The sequence below is a fragment of the Lujinxingia vulgaris genome (genome assembly GCF_007997005.1).
GTDB lineage: Bacteria > Myxococcota_A > Bradymonadia > Bradymonadales > Bradymonadaceae > Lujinxingia.
In genome coordinates, this window is sequence record NZ_VOSL01000036.1 from 150,591 (window position 1) to 174,145 (window position 23,555).

Annotated in this window: 17 protein-coding genes and 1 tRNA gene; 9 read left to right on the forward strand and 9 right to left on the reverse strand. The window is 64.8% G+C overall.

All coding sequences use genetic code 11. The features are described from left to right. The first annotated feature begins 13 nt into the window (after positions 1-13). The 3 genes from thiS to FRC96_RS07625 are packed head-to-tail and all read left to right on the forward strand — an operon-like array spanning position 14 to position 1,735. Positions 14-223 (forward strand): sulfur carrier protein ThiS, encoded by a 210-nt coding sequence (gene thiS, locus FRC96_RS07615; RefSeq protein WP_146973904.1) that lies wholly within the window; start codon positions 14-16, stop codon positions 221-223. 48 nt (positions 224-271) lie between these two features. Continuing rightward, positions 272-1,069 carry a thiazole synthase gene (locus tag FRC96_RS07620; RefSeq protein ID WP_146973905.1) on the forward strand — a complete coding sequence of 266 codons (798 nt, stop codon included), beginning with the start codon at positions 272-274 and terminating at the stop codon, positions 1,067-1,069. A 3-nt stretch (positions 1,070-1,072) separates the two neighbouring features. After that, the gene (locus FRC96_RS07625) at positions 1,073-1,735 is read left to right on the forward strand and encodes a thiamine phosphate synthase (protein ID WP_146973906.1); all 663 of its coding nucleotides are present in this window, start codon (positions 1,073-1,075) and stop codon (positions 1,733-1,735) included. Between the two features lie 3 nt (positions 1,736-1,738). Here the strand turns inward: FRC96_RS07625 and FRC96_RS07630 are convergent, their stop codons facing one another. Continuing rightward, on the reverse strand, positions 1,739-3,247 hold the full coding sequence (locus FRC96_RS07630; RefSeq protein ID WP_146973907.1) for a cellulose synthase family protein: 1,509 nt from the start codon (positions 3,245-3,247) through the stop codon (positions 1,739-1,741). A gap of 128 nt (positions 3,248-3,375) precedes the next feature. On the opposite strand from FRC96_RS07630, the gene FRC96_RS07635 reads away from it, so the two are divergent. Further along, positions 3,376-4,335 carry a UbiA prenyltransferase family protein gene (locus FRC96_RS07635; protein ID WP_230469987.1) on the forward strand — a complete coding sequence of 320 codons (960 nt, stop codon included), beginning with the start codon at positions 3,376-3,378 and terminating at the stop codon, positions 4,333-4,335. Between the two features lie 395 nt (positions 4,336-4,730). Here FRC96_RS07635 and FRC96_RS07640 read toward each other — a convergent pair whose 3' ends face one another. The 6 genes from FRC96_RS07640 to FRC96_RS07665 all read right to left on the reverse strand — a co-directional run bounded on the left by FRC96_RS07640 (position 4,731) and on the right by FRC96_RS07665 (position 13,195). Beyond that, entirely contained in the window at positions 4,731-5,024 is a 294-nt protein-coding gene (locus FRC96_RS07640) for an HU family DNA-binding protein (RefSeq protein WP_146973909.1), read from the reverse strand. A 237-nt stretch (positions 5,025-5,261) separates the two neighbouring features. After that, complete coding sequence (locus tag FRC96_RS07645; RefSeq protein WP_146973910.1) at positions 5,262-6,098, reverse strand: 3-keto-5-aminohexanoate cleavage protein; 837 nt, start codon at positions 6,096-6,098, stop codon at positions 5,262-5,264. Between the two features lie 30 nt (positions 6,099-6,128). Next, entirely contained in the window at positions 6,129-6,521 is a 393-nt protein-coding gene (locus FRC96_RS07650) for a hotdog domain-containing protein (RefSeq protein WP_146973911.1), read from the reverse strand. A gap of 144 nt (positions 6,522-6,665) precedes the next feature. Next, positions 6,666-8,600: a choice-of-anchor D domain-containing protein gene (locus tag FRC96_RS07655; RefSeq protein WP_146973912.1), complete on the reverse strand. Its 1,935-nt coding sequence runs from the start codon at positions 8,598-8,600 to the stop codon at positions 6,666-6,668. A gap of 309 nt (positions 8,601-8,909) precedes the next feature. After that, positions 8,910-10,874, reverse strand: coding sequence for a choice-of-anchor D domain-containing protein (locus tag FRC96_RS07660; protein WP_230469988.1), 1,965 nt, complete (start codon positions 10,872-10,874; stop codon positions 8,910-8,912). Positions 10,875-11,257: 383 nt separating this feature from the next. Further along, positions 11,258-13,195 (reverse strand): choice-of-anchor D domain-containing protein, encoded by a 1,938-nt coding sequence (locus FRC96_RS07665; RefSeq protein WP_146973914.1) that lies wholly within the window; start codon positions 13,193-13,195, stop codon positions 11,258-11,260. 571 nt (positions 13,196-13,766) lie between these two features. Between FRC96_RS07665 and FRC96_RS07670 the strand changes: the two genes are divergently transcribed. Beyond that, complete coding sequence (locus tag FRC96_RS07670; RefSeq protein ID WP_146973915.1) at positions 13,767-15,065, forward strand: hypothetical protein; 1,299 nt, start codon at positions 13,767-13,769, stop codon at positions 15,063-15,065. Positions 15,066-15,239: 174 nt separating this feature from the next. Here the strand turns inward: FRC96_RS07670 and FRC96_RS07675 are convergent, their stop codons facing one another. Further along, positions 15,240-15,968, reverse strand: coding sequence for a hypothetical protein (locus FRC96_RS07675; RefSeq protein ID WP_146973916.1), 729 nt, complete (start codon positions 15,966-15,968; stop codon positions 15,240-15,242). Next, positions 15,965-18,811: a neutral/alkaline non-lysosomal ceramidase N-terminal domain-containing protein gene (locus FRC96_RS07680; protein WP_146973917.1), complete on the reverse strand. Its 2,847-nt coding sequence runs from the start codon at positions 18,809-18,811 to the stop codon at positions 15,965-15,967. The genes FRC96_RS07675 and FRC96_RS07680 overlap by 4 nt, the downstream gene beginning before the upstream one ends. Before the next feature lie 348 nt (positions 18,812-19,159). Between FRC96_RS07680 and FRC96_RS07685 the strand changes: the two genes are divergently transcribed. From FRC96_RS07685 to FRC96_RS07700, 4 genes are all read left to right on the forward strand, one after another. Beyond that, positions 19,160-19,245: transfer RNA gene (locus tag FRC96_RS07685), tRNA-Leu, on the forward strand. Between the two features lie 163 nt (positions 19,246-19,408). Beyond that, the gene (locus FRC96_RS07690) at positions 19,409-20,719 is read left to right on the forward strand and encodes a mechanosensitive ion channel family protein (protein ID WP_230469989.1); all 1,311 of its coding nucleotides are present in this window, start codon (positions 19,409-19,411) and stop codon (positions 20,717-20,719) included. A gap of 185 nt (positions 20,720-20,904) precedes the next feature. Next, complete coding sequence (locus FRC96_RS07695) at positions 20,905-22,131, forward strand: hypothetical protein (protein WP_146973919.1); 1,227 nt, start codon at positions 20,905-20,907, stop codon at positions 22,129-22,131. A 194-nt stretch (positions 22,132-22,325) separates the two neighbouring features. Beyond that, on the forward strand, positions 22,326-23,549 hold the full coding sequence (locus tag FRC96_RS07700; protein WP_146973920.1) for a serine/threonine protein kinase: 1,224 nt from the start codon (positions 22,326-22,328) through the stop codon (positions 23,547-23,549). Positions 23,550-23,555: the final 6 nt, after the last annotated feature.

Below are 23,555 nucleotides of genomic sequence, written 5' to 3' on the forward strand. Positions count from 1 at the left end.
GAGGATGGAGGCGATGGAGATTCGGGTCAACGGCAAGCTGGAGCACATCGCGAATGAGGGGAGCCTCTCGGTGGAGGCGCTGCTCTCGGAGCTGGGGGTGGAGGCCGCCCGGGGGGTGGCGGTGGCCGTCGGCGATCAGGTCGTGCCCCGCAGCCGCTGGGGCGAGCGGGTGATCGAGGCCGGCGCCAGCGTGGAGATCATTCGCGCCACCCAGGGCGGCTGAGGCTGTTAATCCGTGACGACGTGGGACGTGTGAGCTGAGGAGAACGAGATGAGTGAGTCGAAGGAGTCGACCTGGAAGGTGGGTCCTTACGAGTTTGAGAGCCGGCTGCTGGTGGGCACCGCCCGCTATGCGAACTACCAGGTGATGCTCGACGCCCTGGAGGCCAGCGAGACCGAGCTTGTGACCGTGGGCATTCGCCGCCTGGACATTGAGGCGTCGCGGGAGGCAGGGATCTTAGAGATCTTGATGGAGCGCTACACGCTTCTGCCCAACACTGCCGGCTGCTTCACCGCACGCGATGCCGTGCTGACCGCACAGCTGGCGCGCGAGGCGCTGGAGACGGATCTGATCAAGCTGGAGGTGATCGCCGACGATCAGACGCTTCTGCCTGACAGCGAAGAGCTCTTGAAGGCGGCGCGTACGCTGGTCGAAGATGGCTTTGTGGTCATGGCGTATACCAACGACGATCCGGTGCTGGCGCGCAAACTCCAGGATATCGGTTGCGCGGCGGTGATGCCCTTAGGCTCGCCGATCGGCAGCGGGATGGGGATCCGCAACCCCTACAACTTCCAGATCATCCGGGAGTTTATGGAGGTTCCGATGCTCGTGGACGCCGGCGTGGGGACGGCCTCGGACGCGGCGCTGGCCATGGAGCTTGGCTGCGACGGGGTGCTCTTAAACAGCGCGATCAGCGGGGCGGAGAAGCCGGTGAAGATGGCGAAAGCCTTTCGCGACGCGGTGCGCGCGGGGCGCTGGGCCTATGAGGCCGGGCGGATTCCGCGGCGTTTTTACGCGCAGGCCTCCACCCCCCTGGAGGGTGCGGTGGGCTCGGAGCCGACGAGTTAATCGATGGCGCATCCGCTACCCTCGCGCCTCTATGCGATCGCTGACGTAGGCTTCTGCGAGGCCAGGGGGCTTATTTTGGAGGCGATCGTGGCCCAGGCGCTGGCCGCAGGCGTCAACATGCTCTCGGTGCGGGTGGGCGACGCGCTCGAAGGCCGCGACGAGGGGGAGCGCGAGCGGTTGTGGAAAAAAATTCAAAAGGTGGTGGAGCTGGGGCGGCAGGCCGGAGCGGTGGTGATGGTGCACGCCCATATCGAGCGCGCCGCGAGCCTGGGGTGCGGAGGTGTGCACCTCAAAGCGAGGCAGGCTGGCGAGGTGGCCGAGGTCAGGCGGCGGTTGGGCCAGGAGGCGCTTGTGGGGGTGTCGTGCCACAACGCCGAGGAGCTGCGTCGAGCTGGTGAGGCGGGGGCGGATTTTGTGACGCTCAGCCCGATCTTCAAAAGTGTGTCCAAGCCGGGGTATGGCGGGGAGGTGGGGCTTGGGAGGTGGGCGGAGCTTGTGGCCGCAAGCTCCGTGCCGGTGTACGCGCTGGGCGGGGTGCGGCCGGAGCATGGGGCGGATTGCCTGCGCGCGGGGTTCTGGGGCGTGGCGGTGGTCGGCGGCCTCTTCGGCGCCGAGGATGTTGAGGAGGCGGCGCGCCGCTACCTCCAGTCGGTGAACGCGGGGTGAGGGTCAGCGGTGCGGCTCGGAGCGGCCGCCCAGGGTCTGCGTGACGCTTAAGAAAGCCACGTAGAAGAACCCGAACTGAAAGAGCATCAAAAAGGGCAGGCTGCCAAAGGGGTGGGCCGGATCGACGAGCACCACGTAGATGGCGTAGGTGAACCAGGCGCCCAGCGCGAACTCCAGGGCGGGCATGGCGTTGAGGCCGCCGCGGTAGATGCGCTTTGCCCAGGACTCACCGCGGCGCTCAATGGCGTATTTGGGGGTGCGCACAAAGGGGGTCTTATGGCCGATGAGCACCTCGACGACGCCCTTGGCGTTGTTGAGCGAGACGCCGATGCCCAGACCCAGCACCGCCGGCATCATGCGGATGATCTCCAGCCGCGATCGCCCCACCTCGCGCTGGCTCACCCAGTAGAAGTAGCAGACCGAGAAGGTGGCGCTCAAAAAGATCGGAAGATCAAAGAGAAGCACCTCGTGCCAGCCCTGCTGCACGCGCACGAGCGTGGCCAGGGGCATGATCAGCGCCAGGATCACCATCAAAAAATAGGCGAGGTTGCCGGTGAGGTGGTGGATGGCCTCAAGTTTGATGGTGCGGGGAAGATCGGAGCGCAGCACGCGGGGCAGCACCTTAAAGGCGGTCTGCAAGGCGCCTTTGGACCAGCGGTGTTGCTGGCTCTTAAACGCGTTCATCTCCACGGGGAGCTCGCTGGCGACGGTGACATCGCGCAGAAAGCGAAAGCGCCAGCCGGCGAGCTGGGCGCGGTAGGAGAGATCGAGATCTTCGGTGAGGGTGTGATGCTCCCAGCCGCCGGCGTCTTCGATGGTCTGGCGGCGCCAGATGCCGGCGGTGCCGTTGAAGTTGAAGAAACGACCGGAGCGGTTGCGCGCGGTGTGCTCGAGCACAAAGTGGCCGTCGAGGAGCACGGCCTGGGCGCGGGTGAGCAGGCTGTAGTCGCGGTTGAGATAGTCCCAGCGCGCTTGCACCATGCCGATATCTGGCTCGGTGAAGTGGTCGATGGTCTGGCGCAGAAACTCGGGCTGCGGAATGAAGTCGGCGTCGAAGACCGCTACAAACTCCCCGCGCGCGCTCTTAAGCCCGGCCTCCAGGGCGCCGGCTTTGTAGCCGTGGCGGTCTTTACGGTGGAGAAGTTTGATGTCGACACCTTTTGCCTGCCAGTGCGCCACGCGGGCGCGGGCCAGCTCGGTGGTGTCGTCGGTGGAGTCGTCGAGGACCTGGATTTCGAGGCGATCAGCGGGGTAATCAAGCCGGCAGGTTGCGTCGATGAGGCGCTCGATGACGTAGCGCTCGTTGAAGGAGGGGAGCTGCACGGTGACCACCGGCAGCGACTCCGGCGCGAAGCGCCGGGCGGGCTCGGGATCGGGGCCGCTGGCGTGCTTGCGGTACAGGCGTACGATGACGTAGCGGTGCGAGCCGTAAAACGAGAGGAGCAGGAGCACCGCGAAGTAGATCGCGAGCACGCTGAGCTCCCAGAGGTTGTAGTCTTGCAGGTGCGACATAAGATAGGGCTCTACGACAGGGCGAACGCGCCGGGGAAGAACTCCGGGGTGCATCTGTGGTAATGCAGGGCATTGATGTTCGGCGCGCGCGCGCGACCCAACGTGACTTAGCAGACCTGGACCCGATTGTGCCAGAGCAGAACCCATCGGCGGCGTTGGCCGCCCAACATCCGATCGAGCAGGTTGAGGCGCGCCCCTGGCGCGGGCTTTGGAAGAGTCTGCGCCCGCATCAGTGGGTCAAGAATGCCTTTGTGCTCGCGCCCCTCTTCTTTGCCAAGGCCTACACCGACCCGCTGCTCAGCGCCAAAGCGCTGGCCGCGGCGCTGCTCTTCTCGCTGGCGGCGGGCACGGTGTATCTGCTCAATGACCTGATGGACGTGGAGCGGGACCGGGAGCATCCGGTCAAGCGGTATCGGCCGATCGCCTCGGGGCTTTTGCCGGAGGCGGTGGCCTGGCGGGCGCTGGTGGGGATCGGGGCGGTGGCGGCGGTGGGCTCGTATGTGCTCGCGCCGCTCTTTGCGGCGGCGGTGGGCACCTACCTGGTGATGAACCTGGCCTACTCGATGAAGTTGAAGCACTACGCCTTTGTCGACGTGGCCATCATCGCCACCGGCTTCGTGCTCCGCGTGCTCGCCGGGGCCGCAGCGGTCTCGGTGGTGGTCTCGGAGTGGCTTGTGGCCTGCACCTTTTTGCTGGCGCTTTACCTGGGGCTTGGAAAGCGGCGCCATGAGCTCGCGCTCTACTTGAGCGGCAGCGTGGAGCGCACGCGACGCGTGCTCGACAGCTACCGGCTGGAGAACGTGGACTTCGGGATGCTGGTCTGCTCAGGTCTGACGACGGCGGCATACACGATCTACACCCTGACGGCGTCGTTGCCCGACCAGCCGCTTCGGGCGGTGGCCACGCCTTTTGCCAGCGTGTGGCTGCCGGTGACGATCCCGATGGTGGTGGTGGGGCTGGCGCGTTTCTTTCAGATCGTGCGTCGCGAGGATGCGCGAAGCCCCACCGAGATGATGCTGCGCGACAAACCTTTGGTGCTCAACATCGGGGTGTGGGCGGCGGTGATGGTGGTGCTGAGCGTGCTCTGAGCCCGGTGCGCTGCGACGACAACGTTACGAACAAGGGCGGGGGGATGACCGCGGGGCCGGTGAAGATCGGGCCCGTGTGTGTCGGCGTCGGTGTCGGCGTCCGGTGTGAGGGCTGGCATGCGGGCATGAAAAAAGCCCCCTCCCGAGTTTCGGGAGGGGGCTCATTACGCCGTGAGCTATCGTTGACGCTGTGTCTGCTGCATTGAGAGCACCGCGGGCTGCGTTGCAAAGCCTCGACGATGCTAAAGCATCGCCTGCGTTTTGCGCCTTGCCCGCGTCACTCTCAATTTCGCATCCACCAGCGTCAACTTCTGCTCACAGCGTAGTAAGATCTCTATGCAGGCCGCGCGGCTTCGCCGATGGCGAGGTGCTCGGTCTGGCTCAAGGTGCTGGTCTTACTTGTCGTTGACCAGGTCCTTGAGGTGGGGCGCCGGCTTGAAGCCCACCGAGTAGGACGCCGGAATCTTGATGGTCTTGCCGGTGCGCGGGTTGCGGCCTTCGCGCGCTTTGCGGTGCTTGACGCTGAAGGTGCCGAAGTTGGGGTAGGAGAAACGCTCATCTTCTTTGATGGTCGTGGAGACCGTGTCAAAGAGGATGTCGATGAGCTCACCGGTGTCTTTCTTGGTGAGTTCAATGCCTTTCTCGGCAGCAGCAGCGTTAACGGCGTTGATCAGATCGGACTTCGTCATGGTGATCCCCTTAAAACAGAAATTAAGGTGAGAACGTGGCTTAAACCATTCCAACCCAGGTTCAACTCGCGAAACAAAAGGATGCGGGTTGAGTGAGTATCCATGGACTTCGGACTGCGAATCGTGGCCGAGAATAGGGCTGGCCGGATCGCGTGTCAATCCTTATTTACGCGCAATCTGGCAATTTGCAAGGCCTTTTTAGCGCGAGAATAGGGGCTGAGATGCGATCGAGACCGCTCAGACCTGCTGAAAACGATCGAGTTGAAGGATCTGGCGGGCCTGAGCCGGGGTGGCCAGAGGGCGATCTGCGGCTGCGGCGAGCTCGGCGACGCGCTCGACGAGCTCATAGGAGCCTTTGGCCAGCACGCCGCGGGAGAGGTAGATGTTGTCTTCGAGGCCCACACGTACGTGGCCGCCCATGGCGATGGCCAGCTCGGCCAGCGGGAGTTGGTGGCGGCCGATGCCGGCGACCGACCAGGTGGCGTCGTCGGGGAGCATCTCGACGAGAAAGCGCAGGTTTTCGGGGCGTGCGCCCATGGCGCCGGGCACGCCGAGCACGAAGTCGAAGTGCAGAGGCGCGGTGACGACGCCCTCTTTGAGGAGGTTGAGAGCGGTGTCGACCATGCCGGTATCAAAGACCTCGATCTCGGGGACGATACCCAGCTCGCGCTGGCGCGAGGCGATCTGGCGGATCATCGGCAGAGAGTTCATGAAGACGTCGTCGCCGAAGTTGACCGTGCCGGTGGTGAGCGTGGCCATGTCGGGCTTGAGATCGAGGCCTTCGATGCGTTCGTCGACGCTCATCCAGACCGCTCCACCGGTGGAGAACTGCACCAGGGCGTCGGTGCGCTGACGGGTCTCGTTGAGGATCGTCTCAAAGGTGGCGCGATCCTGAGTCGGCGTGCCGTCGTCGAGGCGGCCGTGCACATGCACCATGGCTGCGCCGGCCTGGCGGCAGCGGGCAGCCTCCTCGGCGATCTCCACCGGGGTGTAGGGCACATGCGGGGTGTGCTCGCGCATCACCTCGGCGCCCACGACGGCGGCGGTGATGATCAGGGGTGTGGGCTCAGTCATGATGGGCTCGTCGTTGAGAGGGGCAGAGGTTCAGCGGCGTTGGCGGGCGACGGGGACCACGCAGGTTCCGGAGGCGCGGCAGACGACGATGGGCTCGTCGAGCACCTCGGCCTCGGCGGGGTTGTCGGGGTTGCCGGTGAGCTGAATGACCTTGCGAGCTTCAAACTGCATCTTGCGGCTGGATTTGCCCACGTGGGTGATGCTTCCGACCGCCTCGATGTAGTCGCCGGCCTGGACCGGGGCCAGAAACTCGACGGCGTCGTAGGCGCGGAAGAGGCCCTCGTCGCCGTCGTGTCGAATGAGCAGCTCGGTGGCCACGTCGCCAAAGAGTTTGAGCATCATCGCGCCGTCGACAAGATCGCCGGCGTAGTGAACCTGCTCCATGCCGATGCGCATGCGGATCATCACCTCGGAGGTGCTCATAGAAGACTCCATCACGTTAAGGGGGGCAGTCAGTCAGCGAGATCAGGGTGCGCCAAGAAACGACGCGGGCGCCGCTCCCGCACAGGGGAGGGCGCCCGAATCATGGCCAGCACGCTTGCCGAAGGCAAGCGCGTTTGGTCGGTATTAGCGCAAAGCCGTCTGAATGAACTCGTCGCGCACGAAGACCGTGGGCGGATTGCTCCAGAGGATGCCACCAACGTACCAGAACTGCTTGGCCTGGGTCAGGGGCTTGTCGCGGTACTCGTACACGAGCTGCTGGCTGATGTAGTAGCGCACGGTGGCCAGCGAGGTGCCGTTTCCACGGTCGCTGTAGTAGTGCACGCCGACCGAGTAGGCCAGGCCTTCGCCCGGATCGTTGTGGTTGACGTTCTCAGGAGCGACGCCCCAGAGGTCGTCGATGTCGAGCGAGGCGCCGAACGCGCGGGTGTTGTTGTACCAGACCGCCTGGTTGCCGCCCCAGGTGCCGGTGGGGCTGAGGTAGTGCAGGTCAAGGTCGGTGCCGGCACTACCGCGACGCGGCTGGGGTACGTTAGGAATCGTCCAGGTCAACTGGATGTGGATGTCGTCTTCGGGCACGGCGTTGATGCGCACGATGTCGGACTCGCAGGCGGCCATGCCGAGCTCGTCGTAGACGACCAGCTCCACCTCGTAGGTGCCGGCGATGTCGAGCCAGAGGGTGGGCTGGGCGTTGGCCGAGGAGGGCTGCAACTGCGAGAGCGAGCCGACCGGGCGCGAGATCACGCTCCACTCGTAGGTGACGTTGGTGCCGTCGGGGTCGGAGGAGTCCGAGCCGTTGAGCTGGATGGTCTCGAGAGGGCTGGCGGCGAGCTCTTCCTGGTAGCGGTTGGAGCCCTGGATGGCGGCGGTGGCCACGGCAATGGGGCAGACCGAGTCGGAGCCCTGACCCATCAGTGGAATCTCCAGCACCGACTTGGCCGGGTCATCCGAGAGGATGCGAAGCTCGCCCTCGTGGGTGGTGATCTCATCGGGGGTGTAGGTGAGCACGAAGTTGGCCGACTCACGGGGCAGAAGCGTGATGGGCAGCTCCGGAAGACTCTCAGCGCGCAGGCTGAAGGTGCCGCCGCCATCATCGTTGAGCGCGATCTCGCTGACGTTGAGCTCGGAACCCGGCGAGCAGTTGCTGATGGTGATGGTGCGGTTGGTGGCGCGATCAAGGGTGGCGATGTTGAAGTCGATGCCGTCCTCGTCGGTCACGGCGATGCAGGCCGAGCCGCTGTTGCCGTTGAGGTTGATGCGGAACTCCTCACGGCTGGGATCGTTGCTGTAGATGGTGAGCTCACCGGTGGTGGGATCGTCGGTGGCCGGGTTGAACCATACGCGCATCTCGAAGGACTCGTCGGGGGCGAGCTCGGAGGGGAACTCGCTGGTGTCCTGCTCCGGGGGAGGCAGCACACCGTCGCCGTCGCGCGGCCCGGGGAAGGAGACGCGGAACTCGCTGTTACCGCTGACCACAATGTCGTTGATGAGAAGGGGCGCCTGGCCAATGTTGGCCACCTGAGCCAGCTTCCACTCTTCAGAGCCCGCGGGCACGCGGGGGAAGCTGATGGTGGGCGGCGAGAAGAGCTCGGGGTTGAGGCCCTGGGTCTGGATGTTGACATCGACGGTGCCCTGGTTGCCCACCGAGGTGTCGTTGGTGACCAGGCGCAGGATGCCGCCGTAGGCGATGGGCTGCTCGGGACGGTAGATCAGCTGGAAGTCGACTTCGGAGTTCGGCGCGACTTCGAGGGTGCCTTCGGGCCAGTTGTTGCCGGGGTAGAAGGCGTCGATCGAAGCGCTGCCACTCTGCAGGATCTCGATGCTCGTGATGCGCAGGGGGCCTGCGCCGCTGTTACCGATGACGATCGTCTCGGCGATCTCCTCGCCCAACGCGATCTGCTGGAAAGAGATGGGGTTGGGGTTCAGCGAGAACGCCGCGGGATCACCGCTGGAGATGCCCTCATCTCCGCAGGCGGCGGTGCCGACGACAAAGAGTAAGGCCAGCGCCAGCAGCAGCAGGTTCTTGCCGTCGCGCAAGTAGGAGGGGGAGGGTCGCTTCATGGTGGTCGTCCTTCGTTCGTATTGATGCGGCGTTATCGCCGGCACACATAAGCCAGGCCGTCATCGGATGAGGAGGAGGCCGGAGCACATCGCAGCCATGCAAACCTGAGTCAGGGGCGAAACTATAGGCAGAGCTTGAGCTTGCGTCAATCTTCGGGGGAATGAATTTGGATTCATTTCGGGGTGAGGATCGTCATCCTGATGACGTGGAATGAACGATCTTCTTCGCACGAAAAAGCCGGAGTCGTCGACTCCGGCTTTTTTTGTGACACCGCTTTATGGCACCGCCACACTACTCTTCAATAAAACCTATCGCCCGGGGAACCCTTCTATGAGTTCGTCGAACACGGTGATGTCGAACTCGGGGATCGCGATATCAGCCACATGCCAGAATTCGCACCGCTGGTTCATGCGTCGGGTAAATTGCTGTGCAAGGGTGCCGCCCATATAAATGTTGATGTGTGCGTCGACCGGGCTGTTGTTTTCGCAGATGTCGGGACTTGCCGTGTAATAAAAGACGCCAACGGAATACGTTCCCGTCACCGCGTCATCGTGATTGACGTTTTCGGGGCCCCCGCAGGGCCAGGTCCAGCACGTGTCATCATGATCGAGGCTCACGGTGCTGCCGTCGTTCCAGGCGGGGTTACGGTTGGCGTAATAGACGTCCCAGGGGCGCGTGTTCCAGCCGTCAGCGTTCTCGACGTTAAGGTAGTGGAGATCCATGTCGGCACCTTCTCCGGTGGGCATCTCCCAGGCCAGCTCCACCCAGATGTCGCCGCCGGGGACGACGTCGATGAAGAGCTCGGAGGGCTCGCAGGAAGTCAGCCCGGCACCGTCGTAGACGGTGAGCTCGACGACGTAGCGGCCGGCGTAGGGGAGCCAGAGAGAAGGAGACTCGGAGGTGATGGAGGGCGAGATCTGGGTCTGGGCGCTGAGCGGCTTATCGCGCAGCGACCACTCGTAGGTGACCTGGGTGCCGTCGGGATCGTCGGAGAGGCTGGCGTCGAGCTCGATGGTGGCCAGGGGGCTGGCAACGATGCCTTCGGAGGCGTCGAACCAGCGGCTGGTGCCCTGGACGCGGGCGCGAGCACGGGCGTTGGGGCAGGTCAAGAGCGAGCCCTGACCGACGACATCGACGTAGGTGCTCTGGCGAGCGGCGTCGTTACTGGTGATCTTGAGGACGCCCTCATTGAGGACTTCTTCAAGGGGGGCGTAGGTGAGCACGAAGTTGGCGCTCTCGCGGGGGCCGATTCTGGCGAATTCACCGTCGACGAGGTTTCCCGGGAGGCTGGATTCGACCACGTCGAAGACGCCGGCGTCGTCTTCAAACTCAATGCCGGTGATGAGCAGTTCGGCGATGGCGCTGCAGTTGCTTACGGTGACGGTGCGGCGCGCGATGTTGTCGATGGAGGCCTGGCCGAAGTTGATCTCGTCGTCGACCTCCATGCAGGGGGCGTCGCTGTTGGCCGAGATGAGCACTTTGGTGCGTGGGGAGGACTCGTCGTTGCTCTCGATGGTGATCTCGGCGGTGCGGAACTCCGAGCTGGTGGGCAGGAAGATCACGCGGACCATTGCAGACTCACCGGGAAGAATGACGTCGGGGGCCACGGTGGTGTCGTTGGCGCGGTCGGGGAATTGACCTTCTTCTTCCTCGCCGGTGGGCTGGGGGAAGGTGATGGAGAAGTCGGGGTGGCCGTCGAGCTCGATGGAGTCGATCTCCAGCGGGGCGTAGCCGATGTTGGCGATCTCGGTGATGCGCCAGTCTTCGGAACCTTCGGGGGTGCGGGCGAAGGTGACAATCTCGGGGGTGAAGATCTGGGGGGAGGGGGCATCGGCGTTGAGCGCCACGTCGAAGGATTCGCGGTCCGGGTCGTTGGTGCTCATGTTGAGCACACCGCTGGAGGCCACGACGGCGGAGGGGGCGTACTCCACGTAGACTTCCGCGAGCTCTCCGGGGGCGAGCTCCAGCGAGGAGGGGCTGTCGTCCGCGACGCTGAAGGCCGAGGAGGTCTCGCCAAGGATGCGGAAGTTGTCGACGGTGAGGGTGGCAGCGCCGGTGTTCTCGATGGTGATGAGCTCGGCGATGGAGTCGCCAATGGCCACCTGCTCGAAGTTGAGCGAGGTGGGGTTGACGGTGAGGGTAGCCGCGTCGGTGCTGGAGATCTGTCCACCGCCATCGCCGTCGTCGTTGCAGGCGAAGAGCGCGAAGGAGAGGAGAAGGCTTAAGAGCAGCGTCAGGCCGGGGGGGCGTGAGAAGCGGCGTGTGGGAAGCATGGATGTATCCATCGGAAAAGTTAGATCAGTCAGCAGGCTAAGAAGATCAAAATGACGGTGCGGAATTGCGCTGAAACCCTGTGCCCTGATCGTGCGAATCGGGTCGTGAAGACGCTCGCCCGTGCACGGAAGCGCGGAGAGCTGGAGCCGGAGGGCGTGAGTCAGGAGGGGAAACTATAGGGAGCGCGCCGCGGCGCGTCAATCTTCGGGCTGAATCGCCATTCAGTCGGGAGAGACTGGCACGAGCGTCCGTGTTGACATGAGAATGGTTCGCGAGGTCGGTTGCGCAAAAGAGAAAGGCCGAAGTCGGTGACTTCGGCCTTTCTTCTTTCATGCTTCATTCATGCTTAGCCAACTCCCCGGCGAGGAGGAGCAGGATCTATTTAGAGCGAGGGGTATCCGTCGGGGAGGAGCTCATCGTAGACGGTGACCATGAACTCGGGGATGCTGATGTCGGCCACGTACCAGAACTCGGGACGCGCGTTCATGCGGCGCGTCAGGGTCTGGGCGAGGCTGCCACCCAGGTAGATGTTGACGGTGACGTCGGTGCCGCCTCCCCCGCCACTGAAGAAGTAGACGCCCACAGCATAATCACCGGCGACGGCTTCGTTGTGGTTGACGTTTTCGGGACCGCCGCAGCAGAGGTCGTCGCGGTCCAGGCTGATCTCGCTGCCGTCATTCCAGCTGGGGCTACGGTTGGCGTAATAGACATCCCAGGGGCTGGAGTTCCACTGGGAGGCGTTCTCCAGGTTGAGGTAGTGGAGATCCATGTCAGTGCGGGCGCCCGATGCAGTATCCCAGGCGAGCTCCACCCAGATGTCGCCGCCGGGGACGACGTCGATGAAGAGCTCAGCCGGCTCGCAGGAGGTGAGACCGGCGCCGTCGTAGACGGTGAGCTCGACGACGTAGCGGCCAGCGTAGGGGAGCCAGAGGGTGGGGGTCTCGGAGGTGATGGAGGGCGAGATCTGGGTCTGGGCGCTGAGGGGCTTGTCGCGCAGCGACCACTCGTAGGTGACCTGGGTGCCGTCGGGATCGTCGGAGAGGCTGCCGTCGAGCTCAATGGTGGCCAGAGGGCTTGCGACGATGCCTTCGGAGGCGTCGAACCAGCGGCTGGTGCCCTGGACACGGGCACGAGCGCGGGCGTTCGGGCAGGTCAAGAGCGAGCCCTGACCGACGACGTCGACGTAGGTGTACTGCCGCGCGGCGTCGTTGCTGGTGATCTTGAGGACGCCCTCATTGAGGACTTCTTCCAGCGGAGCGTAGGTCAGCACGAAGTTGGCGCTCTGGCGGGGGCCGATGTTCGCAACGCCACCGGTGGAGATGTTGCCGGGGAGGCTGGATTCGGCGACGTCGAAGACGCCGGCGTCATCTTCAAACTCGATGCCGCCAATGACCAGCTCGGCGATGGCGCTGCAGTTGGTCACGGTGACGGTGCGGCGCGCGATGTTGTCGATGGAGGCCTGACCGAAGTTGATCTCTTCGTCGACTTCCAGGCAGGGGGCGTCGCTGTTGGCCGAGATGAGCACTTTGGTGCGCGGGGAGGCCGCGTCGTTGCTCTCGATGGTGATCTCGGCGGTGCGGAACTCCGAGCTGGTGGGCAGGAAGATCACGCGGACCATGATCGACTCACCGGGCTGAATGAGCTCGGGGGCCACGGTGGTGTCGTTGGCGCGGTCGGGGAACTGACCTTCTTCTTCCTCGCCGGTGGGCTGGGGGAAGGTGATGGAGAAGTCGGGGTGGCCGTCGAGCTCGATGGAGTCGATCTCCAGCGGGGCGTAGCCGATGTTGGCGATCTCGGTGACGCGCCACTCCTCGCTACCCTCCGGGGTGCGGGCGAAGGTGACGATCTCGGGGGTGAAGATCTGGGGGGAGGGCGCGTCGGCGCGCAGCTCCACGTTGAACGACTCGCGATCCGGGTCGTTGGAGCTCATGTTGAGCACGCCGCTGGAGGCCGCGATGGCCGAGGGCGCGTATTCCACATAGATCTCGGCGAGCTCGTTGGGCGCCAGGCTCAGCGAGGAGGGGGAGCCTTCGGCCAGGCTAAAGGCCGAGGCGTTCTCGCCCTGAATCTGGAAGTTGTTGACGGTGAGGGTGGCAGCGCCGGTGTTCTCAATGACAATGAGCTCGGCGATGGAGTCGCCAATGGCCACCTGCTCGAAGTTGAGCTGGGTGGGGTTGACGGTGAGGGTGGCCGCGTCGGTGCCGGTGATGTTGCCGTCGCCGTCGTCGTCGCCACAGGCGAAGAGCGCGAGGGAGAGGAAGACGCTTATCAGCAGCGTCAGGCCGGAGGGGCGTCGGGCGAAGAAGGGTGTCTGGATCATGAATCTATCCGTCGGCAAGCGTGGGTCAGTGAGCGTGAACACCGGTAGCGAAGCGTGATTGTCGGACTCTGCGCTGTGCGCGGGGGGAGCCGAGGACGTCTCGCAACTGCGTAAGGGTAGCGAAGTGTAGGAGAGCCGTCAAAAGGTTGAGAGATTAAGTGAAACCTGCTCGAAAAAGGGGAGGATTTTGGAGGAACAGGCCCACGCTTGCGATCGTCTGCGCGCGGGATGTTGCGGATGCCCGGTGGGTGCGATGGTGAGGAGGTCCTTTAGCGACGCGGGGGATCGCGGTGTGAGATGGTGTTGAGACGCCGCCCGGGGGGCATGCAGGCGCGTCACTCCGGGAGGAGGTTCCGGTGACTCGCGCGATGGGGGGCGGTCTGCGTGTGCGTGTAAGAAAATGTTAAAGTAGAGAAGCCGCGGATCGCGCCGAGTTGGCGATCTGAATGAAGATCGGATTGAATAAAGAAAATTCGGGCGTCGTCGATAAGGGTGTCGACGATGTAAACCGAGACCCCGAGCGAGCTTTCTGGCCAGCCGGCCACACGCCAAAACGATGAGGAGAGAGAAGATGAACGCCAACGCGATGTGGAGACTGTTAGCGACGCTGGTGGTCGCGGCGCTGCTGCCAGGCTGTTTGATTGTCTCGGAGACCGATTACCACGACGACGACTGCGACGTGGACTGTTACGACTACGAGATGGTCCAGACCTACTGCGACGCCTGGCAGTGCTGGGACGAGTACTGGACCGAGACGACCTGCACCACGACCTGTGACGAGACTTACTACCCCGACGATCCCTACACCGATCCGTGGGACTCGGCGGAGTGCTACAGCGACGTGGAGTGCGGCCAGGGCCAGATCTGCGTGGGCAACCGCTGCGAGGCCGCCGACACCGATGTGCGTGGGGAGTCCGGACTTTGCCAGGCGTGTGAGTCGTCGGCGGATTGTGTGGAAGATGGCGCGCTTTGCATTCGCCTCAACTACGACCAGGCCACAAACACCGGTGAGAAGGTCTGTGGACGGGCGTGTGAGTACAACCACGAGTGCCCGGCCGGGTTCAGCTGCATCAACATCAGCGGTGAGACGGGCGTTTCGGCTCAGTGCTTGCCCAACATCGGTGAGACGGAGCTTCGCACCTGCAACCCCTCGCCGGAGCTGGAGTGCGTGCGGGCCAACGACTGCCAGCTCGGTGAGAGCTGCGTGAACAACGAGTGCGTCGGACCGCAGAGCGCGGAGTGCGGCACCAACAACCCCTGCCCCAACGGGCAAGTCTGCCGCAACCTGAGCTGCGTGGACGTGGATGCGCCGGAGTGCGTCGATCGCAACGACTGCTCGTCGAGCGAGATCTGCATCGACGGCGAGTGCGTGCGCCAGAATGAGAGCTGCGTCTTTAATGAAGAGTGCGACTCGGATGCGCGCTGCGTCGATGGTCAGTGCCAGGCGACCTGCTCCGATGACGCGCAGTGTGGCGCGAACGAGCGCTGCCGTCAGGGGCTGTGCGAGGTGGTGGAGTGTCGTCGCAGCGGTGACTGCGCCGCGGGCAACATCTGCGTGGAGGCCTCCTGCGAGCCCTCCTGCCAGAGCGACGCGGAGTGCGGTGACGGGTTCATCTGCTCGAGCCTCAACTACTGCGTCAAAGATCCGAACGTGGAGTGCCGCGCGACCGCCGAGTGCGCTCGTAACGAGATCTGCGTTGACGGCAGCTGCGAGACGCCCTGCAGCTGCAACCAGCAGTGCGGCACCGGCCAGGTCTGCGACATGGACACCGGCATGTGCGAGCAGCCCTCCGGCAGCGTGGCGCAGTGCGACGACGACTGCGACTGCCCCAGCGGTCTGAGCTGCTCGGCCAGCGGGCAGTGCGAGTAAGGTGAGTGAGGGCGGGCGCGAGGATGGCGCCCGCTCGAACGAAACGAGGTACGACGCGATCCTAAAAAAGCCCCGGCAGCGACAGCTGCCGGGGCTTTTTGTATCAGGCGCATCCGACGTTGGGTGGCGCGCCGCGCGGGGCAGCGCGCGGAGGATGTCGGCGCGGTGTGAGGCTCAGTCCAGCGAGGCTTCGGGCTCGCCAGTGGTGGTCGGGTTGGCTTCGGGGATGGGCTCGTAAGGGACGAGCTCAAAGACCTCGGAGGTGACGCAGGGGGTCTCATCGCCCAGATCGCTGGCGAGCTGAGGGGTGCACTCCAGGTCGCCTTCCAAAACGATGAGGGTTTCAAAGCGCTGGCGGGTGTGGCGGGCCGAGGGGCCGTCGAGGGTAAACTCGGAGTCGACGCGGCCGACCCGGCACCAGCTCTCAAGCTCGCCACGGGTGGCAGGCGAAGCGTAGGCGTAGCTTGCGCTGGCCGTGGCGTCGTCGCTGTTCCACGTGAGGCGATCTTCGGGGCGAGTGAGGTCGGCGCAGCTGGAGAAGTCGGAGCAATCGGCCAGCTCCAGGGTGGGTGATGTGGCGTCTGCGCCGGCGCCAGTGCCTTCGACGCTCTCTGTGCCTTCGACGCTCTCTGTGCCTTCGGTGCTCTCGGCGTTTGGTTCGGCCCGGGCCCCACCGTCGGCGCTGCCACGGCGCGCCTCTACGCCGGCCATGGGAGCCTGGGTGGGCTGCGGGGTGCAGCCCTGCTCATCGAGTCGGTAGGCGTCAATGGCCCACAGACCCAGGGCGTCTTCGAGGGTGGGTTTGGGAGGCGGGGCGTTGACGGTGGGGTTTTTGCAGCCGACGCCAAGCGTCAGGCCCAACCCCACCGCCAGCCAGGCGGTGCGGTGCTTGAGGAGGCTCATGGAAGATCCACACTCAGGGTGGTGAGAAGCTCGCCGTTGTTACCGAGCAGATCGGTGAGCAGAAGTTCGAAGTCAGCCTCGCCCTCACTCAGCTCGCCATCGAGGGTGATGATGGCGCGGGTGACGGGGACGTTGTTGCGGCCCTCGACCGTCTCAAGCTCGGTGGAGACCGTCACATCTGTGAAGTTAAGCGCGCTCTGGCCCTGGCGAACTTCGCCGGTGAGGGTGTTGAACTCGCTGTCGGCCATCACGGGGATGGGGAGGCCGGAGGCGACCTCGGGGTGATGCATGCGGAAGGAGCCGATGAGTTTGGCGCGGTCGCCGGCCGGACCCGAGGTCAGCACTTCGCCGGCGGCCGGGTAGGCGAGGCGTGCGCTGAAGGTGGTGGGGCTGAGCACTTCGATCTGGTCGATGACCATGGCGGTGGAGGGCACGATCTCAAAGCTGTCGGTGGTGGCGCTGTAGGGGGTGCGCTCGCCCGAGTCGGCGTCGAGGTAGTGGCCTTCGATGCGGAAGCGGTAGGTGCCGGTGGGGAAGTCTTTGGTCTCTTCCCAGTAGGCGCCCCACTCCCAGGCCTCGTCTTCGGCCTGGCGGATGCGGGTCATGAAGACGGGCTCGCGGTTGTCGTAGGGCGCGCGGCTGGGGAGGAGGACTTGCTCAAAGCCGCCTTCGCCGTCGGCGCGCTCCAGCGCGATGCGCGGGGCCTGGAACATCTCGGCGCCCGGGTCACCCCCGCGCCAGGTGATATCGACGGCCTGGCGACGCTCCACCTGGGCGGGGGGCTGGTCGATGATGCGGCCCACGTCGTCGGGATCGCTCGGATCCATCGGGAAGTCGGGCTGGCCGGTGGGGGCAAACTCATCGGGGAGGGGCTCGGGCACGCTCACGGTGACGTCTTCGCCGCGCATGATGCCCACGGCCTCAACGGCGCGATCAACGAGGTAGTCGCCGAACTTGTAGCCCCAGGTGCCCATCTGCGCCTCATAGCCGCCCTGAAGGAAGCTGAAGGTGAACTCGGGATAGTCGTCGAGATCGCCCACCAGAGAGTGGCCGGGGAAGGGCGGCCGCTCGCCACGGACGTTGGTCGGCGAGAGGTAGAGCAGGTGGTCCTGGGCATAGCCCCAGGTGAAGGAGTTGAAGGGATCGATGCCCCAGGCGTCGCGCAGCGCGCGCTGGATGTCCCAGCCCAGCTCCATGGCGAGCTCACCGGGCATGGTGACGATGGTCAGGTCGTTGAGCTGCAGCGCGGTGACCTGGCTCTTGCCAAAGAGGGTCACCGGGCGGTGGAAGGCGATCTCGTGGATGCCCATGCAGCCGAACTCCCCTGGGGGCGCGAAGGTTGCCGGATCATCATCTTCGGGAAGATCGCATTGGAAGGCGCCGTGGTAGAACTCACCCTCGTAGGTGGGGCTGTTTTCCATGGCAAATTCGCCGGGCTCATAGCCCAGATCGTCCACCTGAATTGAGAAGCGCTGGGTGTGCCCCTTGAAGCTCCACTCGGTGGTGGTCTCCATCTGCGTGAGGGGTGCGATGACGCGCTCGGCAAAATGCAGGCCGATGCGCTCAAAGATCTGGGGGCCGCGGTGGCCGTAGCGATCGCCGCGGGGCGACATCGTGCCGCCGTTCTGGTTGAAATACATCACGGGCACGAAGCGGTCGTAGTGCTCACCGAGGGCCTTCTCCAGTCCGCGCTCCACGCCGGCCAGCGCATCGCCGGTCATGTAATCGCCGGAGTTGTGGGTGCCGTGGCTGCCGAAGCTCACGAGCACGCCGCGGGGCGTGCCTTCAAGATCGTCGACGCGGAGCATCAGCACGCGGTTGTCATCAAACGCAGGGGTGGCCCCCCAGCGGTCGCTCGAGATGACGTCATCCACGTCGAAGCTCTCGACCACATCCCAGCCCATGCGGGCCGGGGCCAGGTCATCGAGGGCGGCCAGGGCGGCTTCGGCGAAGGAGTCGGTGAGCCAGTCGAAGGCTTCCTGGTGGAACTCATCGGTGCCCAGGGTGCCGAGAGGGATGGCCGCTTCATCGCCGGCGGGAAGGTGCCAGTGGCGTCCGGGGCCGGAGTGGGTGTGCGTGCCGCTGAGGACCAGGCTGGAGCGCCAGTCGCGGCCGGTTTCTTGTTGAAGTCGGCGCGCGACGGCCTCGTGAAGGGCGCCGGAGGGGAAGATGATCGGCGCGCGCAAAAGGATCAGCTGGCGGGTGCCGTCGTCGAGCGCCAGGCCGCGGGCGTAGAGGCCGTGCATCTGACCACGGCTGGGGCGGATCGACTCGACGTAGCGCCCGGCGTTGAAGGCCGCGCGGCTGCCGTAGCCGCCCATCGAGAGGCCGATGGGGAACTTCATCAGCACGTTGGCGACGCCCGCCTGAAGCGGCGCCGGGGCGTCGCCACCGGGGTGTTCGCCGGTAAGCTCACCGGTGAAGGGGAGGCATTCGCCGTTGTCGGTGCAGACGTTGCCGGCGGGGCAGTGCGAATCCAGCGCGCAATGGACCACGCACTTGTGCTCAATGCAGCTGGTGCGGCGGGCGAACTCGGGATTGATCTCGGCGAAGGCATCCACGCACGGGATCCACTGATCGCGGCGGCCGCACTCCGGGGCCGGCACGCACTCACCGGCCTCGGTGTCGCAGTAGGTTCCCAGGGCGCACTCCGACTGGAACTCGCAGGTCTGCGGTCCGGCGTCGGCGTCCGTGTCGGCGTCGGGACCGACATCGTCGATGTCGGTGTCTTCGTCGGTGGCGTCAGGGGTGTCGGCGGGGCCGTCAGGCTCGGAACACGCCGTCAGCCCGGCCAGCGCAATAAGCAGCGCGGCGAGGAGGTGGGGGAGGTAGGAAGATCGCACAAAAAACTCCGAGCAGGGGCGGTGAGGCCGCCGGGAAAAGGTGCCAGTCAAAGTGGGCGGATCCTAGCGCCTGCTCGCGTTTGAAACAACGCCGGCCCTCATCAGGCGCTCTCCATGAGCGTCGGGTCGCGTTGCAGACAGGGCTTGAGGGCCAATTCTTGTGGTGTTTCAGGGGGTTGTGGCGCCTGTCGTGGTGGCGTTGATGCGGAGCGGTCCGCGGAGGGAAGAGGGCGTGTCTTGAAGGGGATGAAACTTTTGTGGGGGAGGCACGTTTTTTTGATTGACACTCCCGGAGCATCTGCCTATACACCGTCAAGCTCGCTGAGGGGGAAACCCCCAACGCAGCGGGCGGAAGTGGCGGAATTGGTAGACGCGCTGGACTAAGGATCCAGTGGGCGTAAAAGCCCGTGGGGGTTCGACTCCCCCCTTCCGCATCATCGAAAAGACCAGGGCCTGAGAGGGCGCTGGTTTTTTTGTGTCCGAAATCTGGGGATGCCGGGCCGGGGAGTTTTGGAAGGTCGGGTGTGAACGAGGTGGGGGAGAAGGGATGATGCAAATCTGGCGAGCGGAGCAGCGATCATGCACGGGACACGCAGCATGTTAAATCGAGCGATGGCGGTGGGTGTGGCGAGCTGGGCGTGGGTGTGTCTGGGCGCCGGACGTGCTTTTGCTCAGGATACGGGTGTGGAGACCCACGGTGCGAGCGCCGGTGAGGCCGCCGGTCATTCGCCGCTGCCGAGCTACGAGGCGGTGATCGACGATGTGATGGCGCTCGACGTGCTCGATATCGCGCTGTGGCGGGTGGGGCTTGCGTGTGTGGTGTTGATGGCGGGCATCTTGATGCGCACCACCCTGCTCGATCGCTTGATGCGGCCGCTCCACGCGTTGGCCGCGCGCACCGAGACCGATGTCGACGATCGCCTGCTCGCCGCGATTCGCAGGCCTCTGGGCTGGCTTTTTAACCTGGTGGCGACCTATGCGGCGGTGCTGATTCTGCAGGTGCCCGAGGCGCTGCATCAGGTCACGGTGCTGGTGCTGCAGACGATGGGCACGGTCTTTGTGGCCTGGATGATCTTCAACGTCGTCGATGCCATCGGGGCGTACCTTGAGGGGCTGGCCCGGCGCACGGACTCGGGCATCGATGATCATCTGGTGCCACTCTTAAAGCGGGTGATGCGCCTGGCGGTGCTGGTGGTGATGGTGATCACCGTGATTCAGCAGTGGGGCTACGATGTGACGAGCCTCATCGCCGGGCTGGGGCTGGGGGGGCTTGCGTTTGCGTTGGCCGCGCAGTCGACGCTCTCGAACTGGTTTGGTTCGGTGATGATCTTGACCGACCGGCCCTTTACGATCGGCGATCTGGTGGAGTCGGAGCATGGCGAGGGTCGCGTGGTGGAGATCGGGCTTCGCTCCACCCAGATCCGCACCTTTGATCGCACGATCATCACGGTGCCCAACGCCGATATTGCTACCACGGCGGTGGCCAACCTGAGCAAAGAGGGGGTGATCGCCATCTCGACAACCCTGGGCATGACCTATGGGACGCCGAAGGCGGCGATCGAGCGAATTATCGCGCGGGTTCGGGAGCTCTTGCGCCAGGATGACGAGGTGGTCAACGACCAGTTCGTGGTGAGCTTTGCGGGCTTTGGGGCGAGCTCGCTGGACATCTATGTGCACTGCTTTGCGCGGGCTCAGAACTGGTATCAGTGGCACGCGATCCGCGAGCGGCTCTTCTTCGCGATGATGGAAATCGTGGATGAAGAGGGGGGCTCGTTTGCCTTCCCGAGCCAGTCGCTCTATCTGGAGACCCCGGTGCGCCTGGAGGGTGCCGGGGGGCCGGGGAGGGTCGCGAGCGTCGAGGCAGAGAGTGGATCGCGCGCGGGCGCGAGCGCGGAGCCTTCGTCCTGAGGATTTTCGGGGTGTGTTGGGGGGCGGTGTGTGCATGTAACGTCTTGAAACTAAAGGGGGATGCGGCGCTGTGCGGCTTGCCGCGGGGGGCTTCGGTCTTACAACTTCGAGAGCGCCAGGGAGGCGTCGGAGGCACGGGCGGGGAGCCTCTGTTGCACATCAATCCAACGGATGAAGGAGTACGTATGGACCGCTTTGGGACGACCGAATTTCGCGAGCTGGTGGGTGTGAATGCCACCCCGGCGATCTCGATCTACATGCCCGTGGAGCGCCGGGAGATGACGGGGAAGGTCAACCGTCTGAAGTTGCGCGGGCATCTGGAGGAGGCGGAGCGGAGGATCAAGGCGGCCGAGGTGCTCGATGCCGAGGAAAGTGAGGCGCTGCTCAAGCCGCTCTACGCGATGGTCGAGGATCGGGATTTCTGGAATCAGTCCGGCGAAGGGGTGGCGATCTTTGTGTCTCCGGAGCTTCAGCGGGTCTACTGGTTGCCGCGCGCCTTTGAGGAAGAGGTGGTCGTGGGCGACAACTTCCACACTCGCCCCCTGCTGGGGATGCTGGCCACGCCGGCCAACTACTGGGTGCTGGCGATTGGCGAGGAGCAGGTGAACTTCTGGGAGGGCAGCGTCTCGGGGGCGTCGCCGGTGGAGGTGGAGAACCTGCCCGGCGATCTTCATGACGCGCTCAAGCTCGAGGAAGAGAAGGATCAGGACGGTCTGATGCTGCGTTCGGCCACCGGGCCGCGCAACGGTCGTCCGGGCGGCTTTATGTCGCCGATGGTGCACGGCCACGGCGGCGGGCGCGATCAGCATAAGGCGTATCTGAAGCAGTATTTTACGCGGGTCAGCGAGGCGATCGCCGACTATCTGGGGGAGGCGCAGGGACCGCTGATCCTTGCGGCGGTGGATTTCTGCCATCCGATCTTCCATGACGCCGCGCGCAGCGCCGGGCTCTCGCAGCTTGTGGAGTCGGGCATTGAGGGGAACGTGCATTTCTGGAGCGATGCGGAGATTCACCAGCGGGCCTGGCCGATCGTGGAGGCTCAGGCGCAGGCGCGGGTGGAGCGAGCGCTGGAGCTCTGGGAGCGAAGCTACGGCAAGGGCAGCGCCGAGATCGATCTTTCGCAGGTTGCCCGTCGGGTGGTCGAGGGGCGAGTGCATATGCTGCTGCTCGATGAGAGCGCGCAGCTTCGGGGCGACTTCGACCGGGAGATGGGGCAGGTTCACGAGCTCGAAGATGGTGCCGAGGAGAGCGAGCAGGCCCTTGCCAAGGATGTCTACGACGAGCTGGCCGAGGTGGTCATTGAGATGGGTGGCGAGGTGGTGGTGTTGCCCCACGACAAGATGCCCAGCCAGACGGGGCTCGGGGCGATCCTGCGCGGTGGGGATACGCCGATGACCACCTCCCAGATTTAAGCGGGGATCGTGGTGAGGCGCCTGCAGCGCGCAGGCGCTGGCGATGGAACGTCACGATCGGGCAGGGGTCTGATCGGACCGAAGACGCCGCCGGCTCTGGCCGGCGGCGTTTTTTGCCTGGTCGCGTGAAGACGCGGGGGCTTTGTGGCCGGAGCGCAGAGGGTTTATGGTGGGGCCCTCTTTGATGATGATGGATGCAAGGCTGGCAGCCCCGCGAGCGTCTGACGATGACCACGCAGCCCACCGACAAAACGCCACCGAGGCGGCGCTCCTCCACGCAGCCCCTCGACACCCCGCAGATGCTGGTGGGTCGAGTGCTGGAGGGACGCTACCGTCTGGACCGGGTGCTCAACGCCGGAGGGATGGGCATTATCTTTGAGGCCTGCCAGCTCTCGGTGAATCGCACCGTGGCGGTGAAGGTGCTCAAGCCGACGCTCACCGGCGATCCCTCGCTGGTGGAGCGTTTTCAGCTGGAGGTGGAGCTGGTCTCGGGGATTGCGCACCCGCATGTGGTGCAGCTCATCGACTCGGGCACTGACGCCGGCGGGCTGACGTACCTGGTGATGGAGTACGTCGACGGGGTGACGTTTCGCCAGGCGTTGCGGCGAGGGCACTTGAAGCTGGCCGACATCCTGGAGGTCTTTGCCCAGGTGTGCGAGGCGCTCATTGAGACCCACGGCCAGCAGATCATTCATCGCGACTTGAAGTTCGACAACATCATGCTCACCCGTCAGCGCGACGGACGGATCCATGTGAAGCTGTTGGACTTCGGGGTGGCCAAGCTGCTCTCCCGCGATCGGGAGTTGACCCAGGGCGGGCAGGTGGCAGGCACGCCGGGGATCATCGCGCCGGAGCTTGTGGACGGGAAGCGGCCCTCGGCCAGCAGCGATCTTTATAGCCTGGGGGTACTGCTCTTTACGGCGCTGACGGGGGAGGCGCCCTATAAGGGGGATAACGACCTGGCGTTGATGCGCGCGCATAAGACCGAGCCTTTGCCCAATTTGCGCGCCAGGGTGGGGGCGGCGGTTCCCGAGGAGGTCATCGAGCTGACCTGCGAGCTGCTGGAGAAAGAGGTCGAGCGGCGCCCGCGCGATGCGGCCAAGGTGCGCGATCGGTTGCGGCGGATGCGCGAGACGCAGCTTGTGCGCGATCCGGATGCCTCGGTGTATATTCCGCCGCAGAGCGACGCCCTGGATGCCACGGGTGAGCGCAGCCCGCTGCCGCTGATGTTGCTGGAGCCGGACGACTCGGATCGGCCGCGACTTCCGCCGCGGCGCGAGGGGTTGATCGGGCTGATCTTTCCGGAGCCGCTCGTCGCGCCGATGACGATTGTGACGATGATGAGTCTGATCCTCATCCTGCTCATCGTGGCTCTGATGTACATGCTCTATCAGCAGTTTGGCCCGCCGCCGGTGTGAATGGCG

Bases quoted from the DNA above. Each gene is read 5' to 3' on its own strand.
- thiS (WP_146973904.1), top strand. From the start codon at position 14: ATGGAGATTCGGGTCAACGGCAAGCTGGAGCACATCGCGAATGAGGGG.
- FRC96_RS07620 (WP_146973905.1), top strand. From the start codon at position 272: ATGAGTGAGTCGAAGGAGTCGACCTGGAAGGTGGGTCCTTACGAGTTT.
- FRC96_RS07625 (WP_146973906.1), top strand. From the start codon at position 1,073: ATGGCGCATCCGCTACCCTCGCGCCTCTATGCGATCGCTGACGTAGGC.
- FRC96_RS07630 (WP_146973907.1), bottom strand. From the start codon at position 3,247: ATGTCGCACCTGCAAGACTACAACCTCTGGGAGCTCAGCGTGCTCGCG.
- FRC96_RS07640 (WP_146973909.1), bottom strand. From the start codon at position 5,024: ATGACGAAGTCCGATCTGATCAACGCCGTTAACGCTGCTGCTGCCGAG.
- FRC96_RS07645 (WP_146973910.1), bottom strand. From the start codon at position 6,098: ATGACTGAGCCCACACCCCTGATCATCACCGCCGCCGTCGTGGGCGCC.
- FRC96_RS07650 (WP_146973911.1), bottom strand. From the start codon at position 6,521: ATGAGCACCTCCGAGGTGATGATCCGCATGCGCATCGGCATGGAGCAG.
- FRC96_RS07655 (WP_146973912.1), bottom strand. From the start codon at position 8,600: ATGAAGCGACCCTCCCCCTCCTACTTGCGCGACGGCAAGAACCTGCTG.
- FRC96_RS07660 (WP_230469988.1), bottom strand. From the start codon at position 10,874: ATGCTTCCCACACGCCGCTTCTCACGCCCCCCCGGCCTGACGCTGCTC.
- FRC96_RS07665 (WP_146973914.1), bottom strand. From the start codon at position 13,195: ATGATCCAGACACCCTTCTTCGCCCGACGCCCCTCCGGCCTGACGCTG.
- FRC96_RS07670 (WP_146973915.1), top strand. From the start codon at position 13,767: ATGAACGCCAACGCGATGTGGAGACTGTTAGCGACGCTGGTGGTCGCG.
- FRC96_RS07675 (WP_146973916.1), bottom strand. From the start codon at position 15,968: ATGAGCCTCCTCAAGCACCGCACCGCCTGGCTGGCGGTGGGGTTGGGC.
- FRC96_RS07690 (WP_230469989.1), top strand. From the start codon at position 19,409: ATGTTAAATCGAGCGATGGCGGTGGGTGTGGCGAGCTGGGCGTGGGTG.
- FRC96_RS07695 (WP_146973919.1), top strand. From the start codon at position 20,905: ATGGACCGCTTTGGGACGACCGAATTTCGCGAGCTGGTGGGTGTGAAT.
- FRC96_RS07700 (WP_146973920.1), top strand. From the start codon at position 22,326: ATGCAAGGCTGGCAGCCCCGCGAGCGTCTGACGATGACCACGCAGCCC.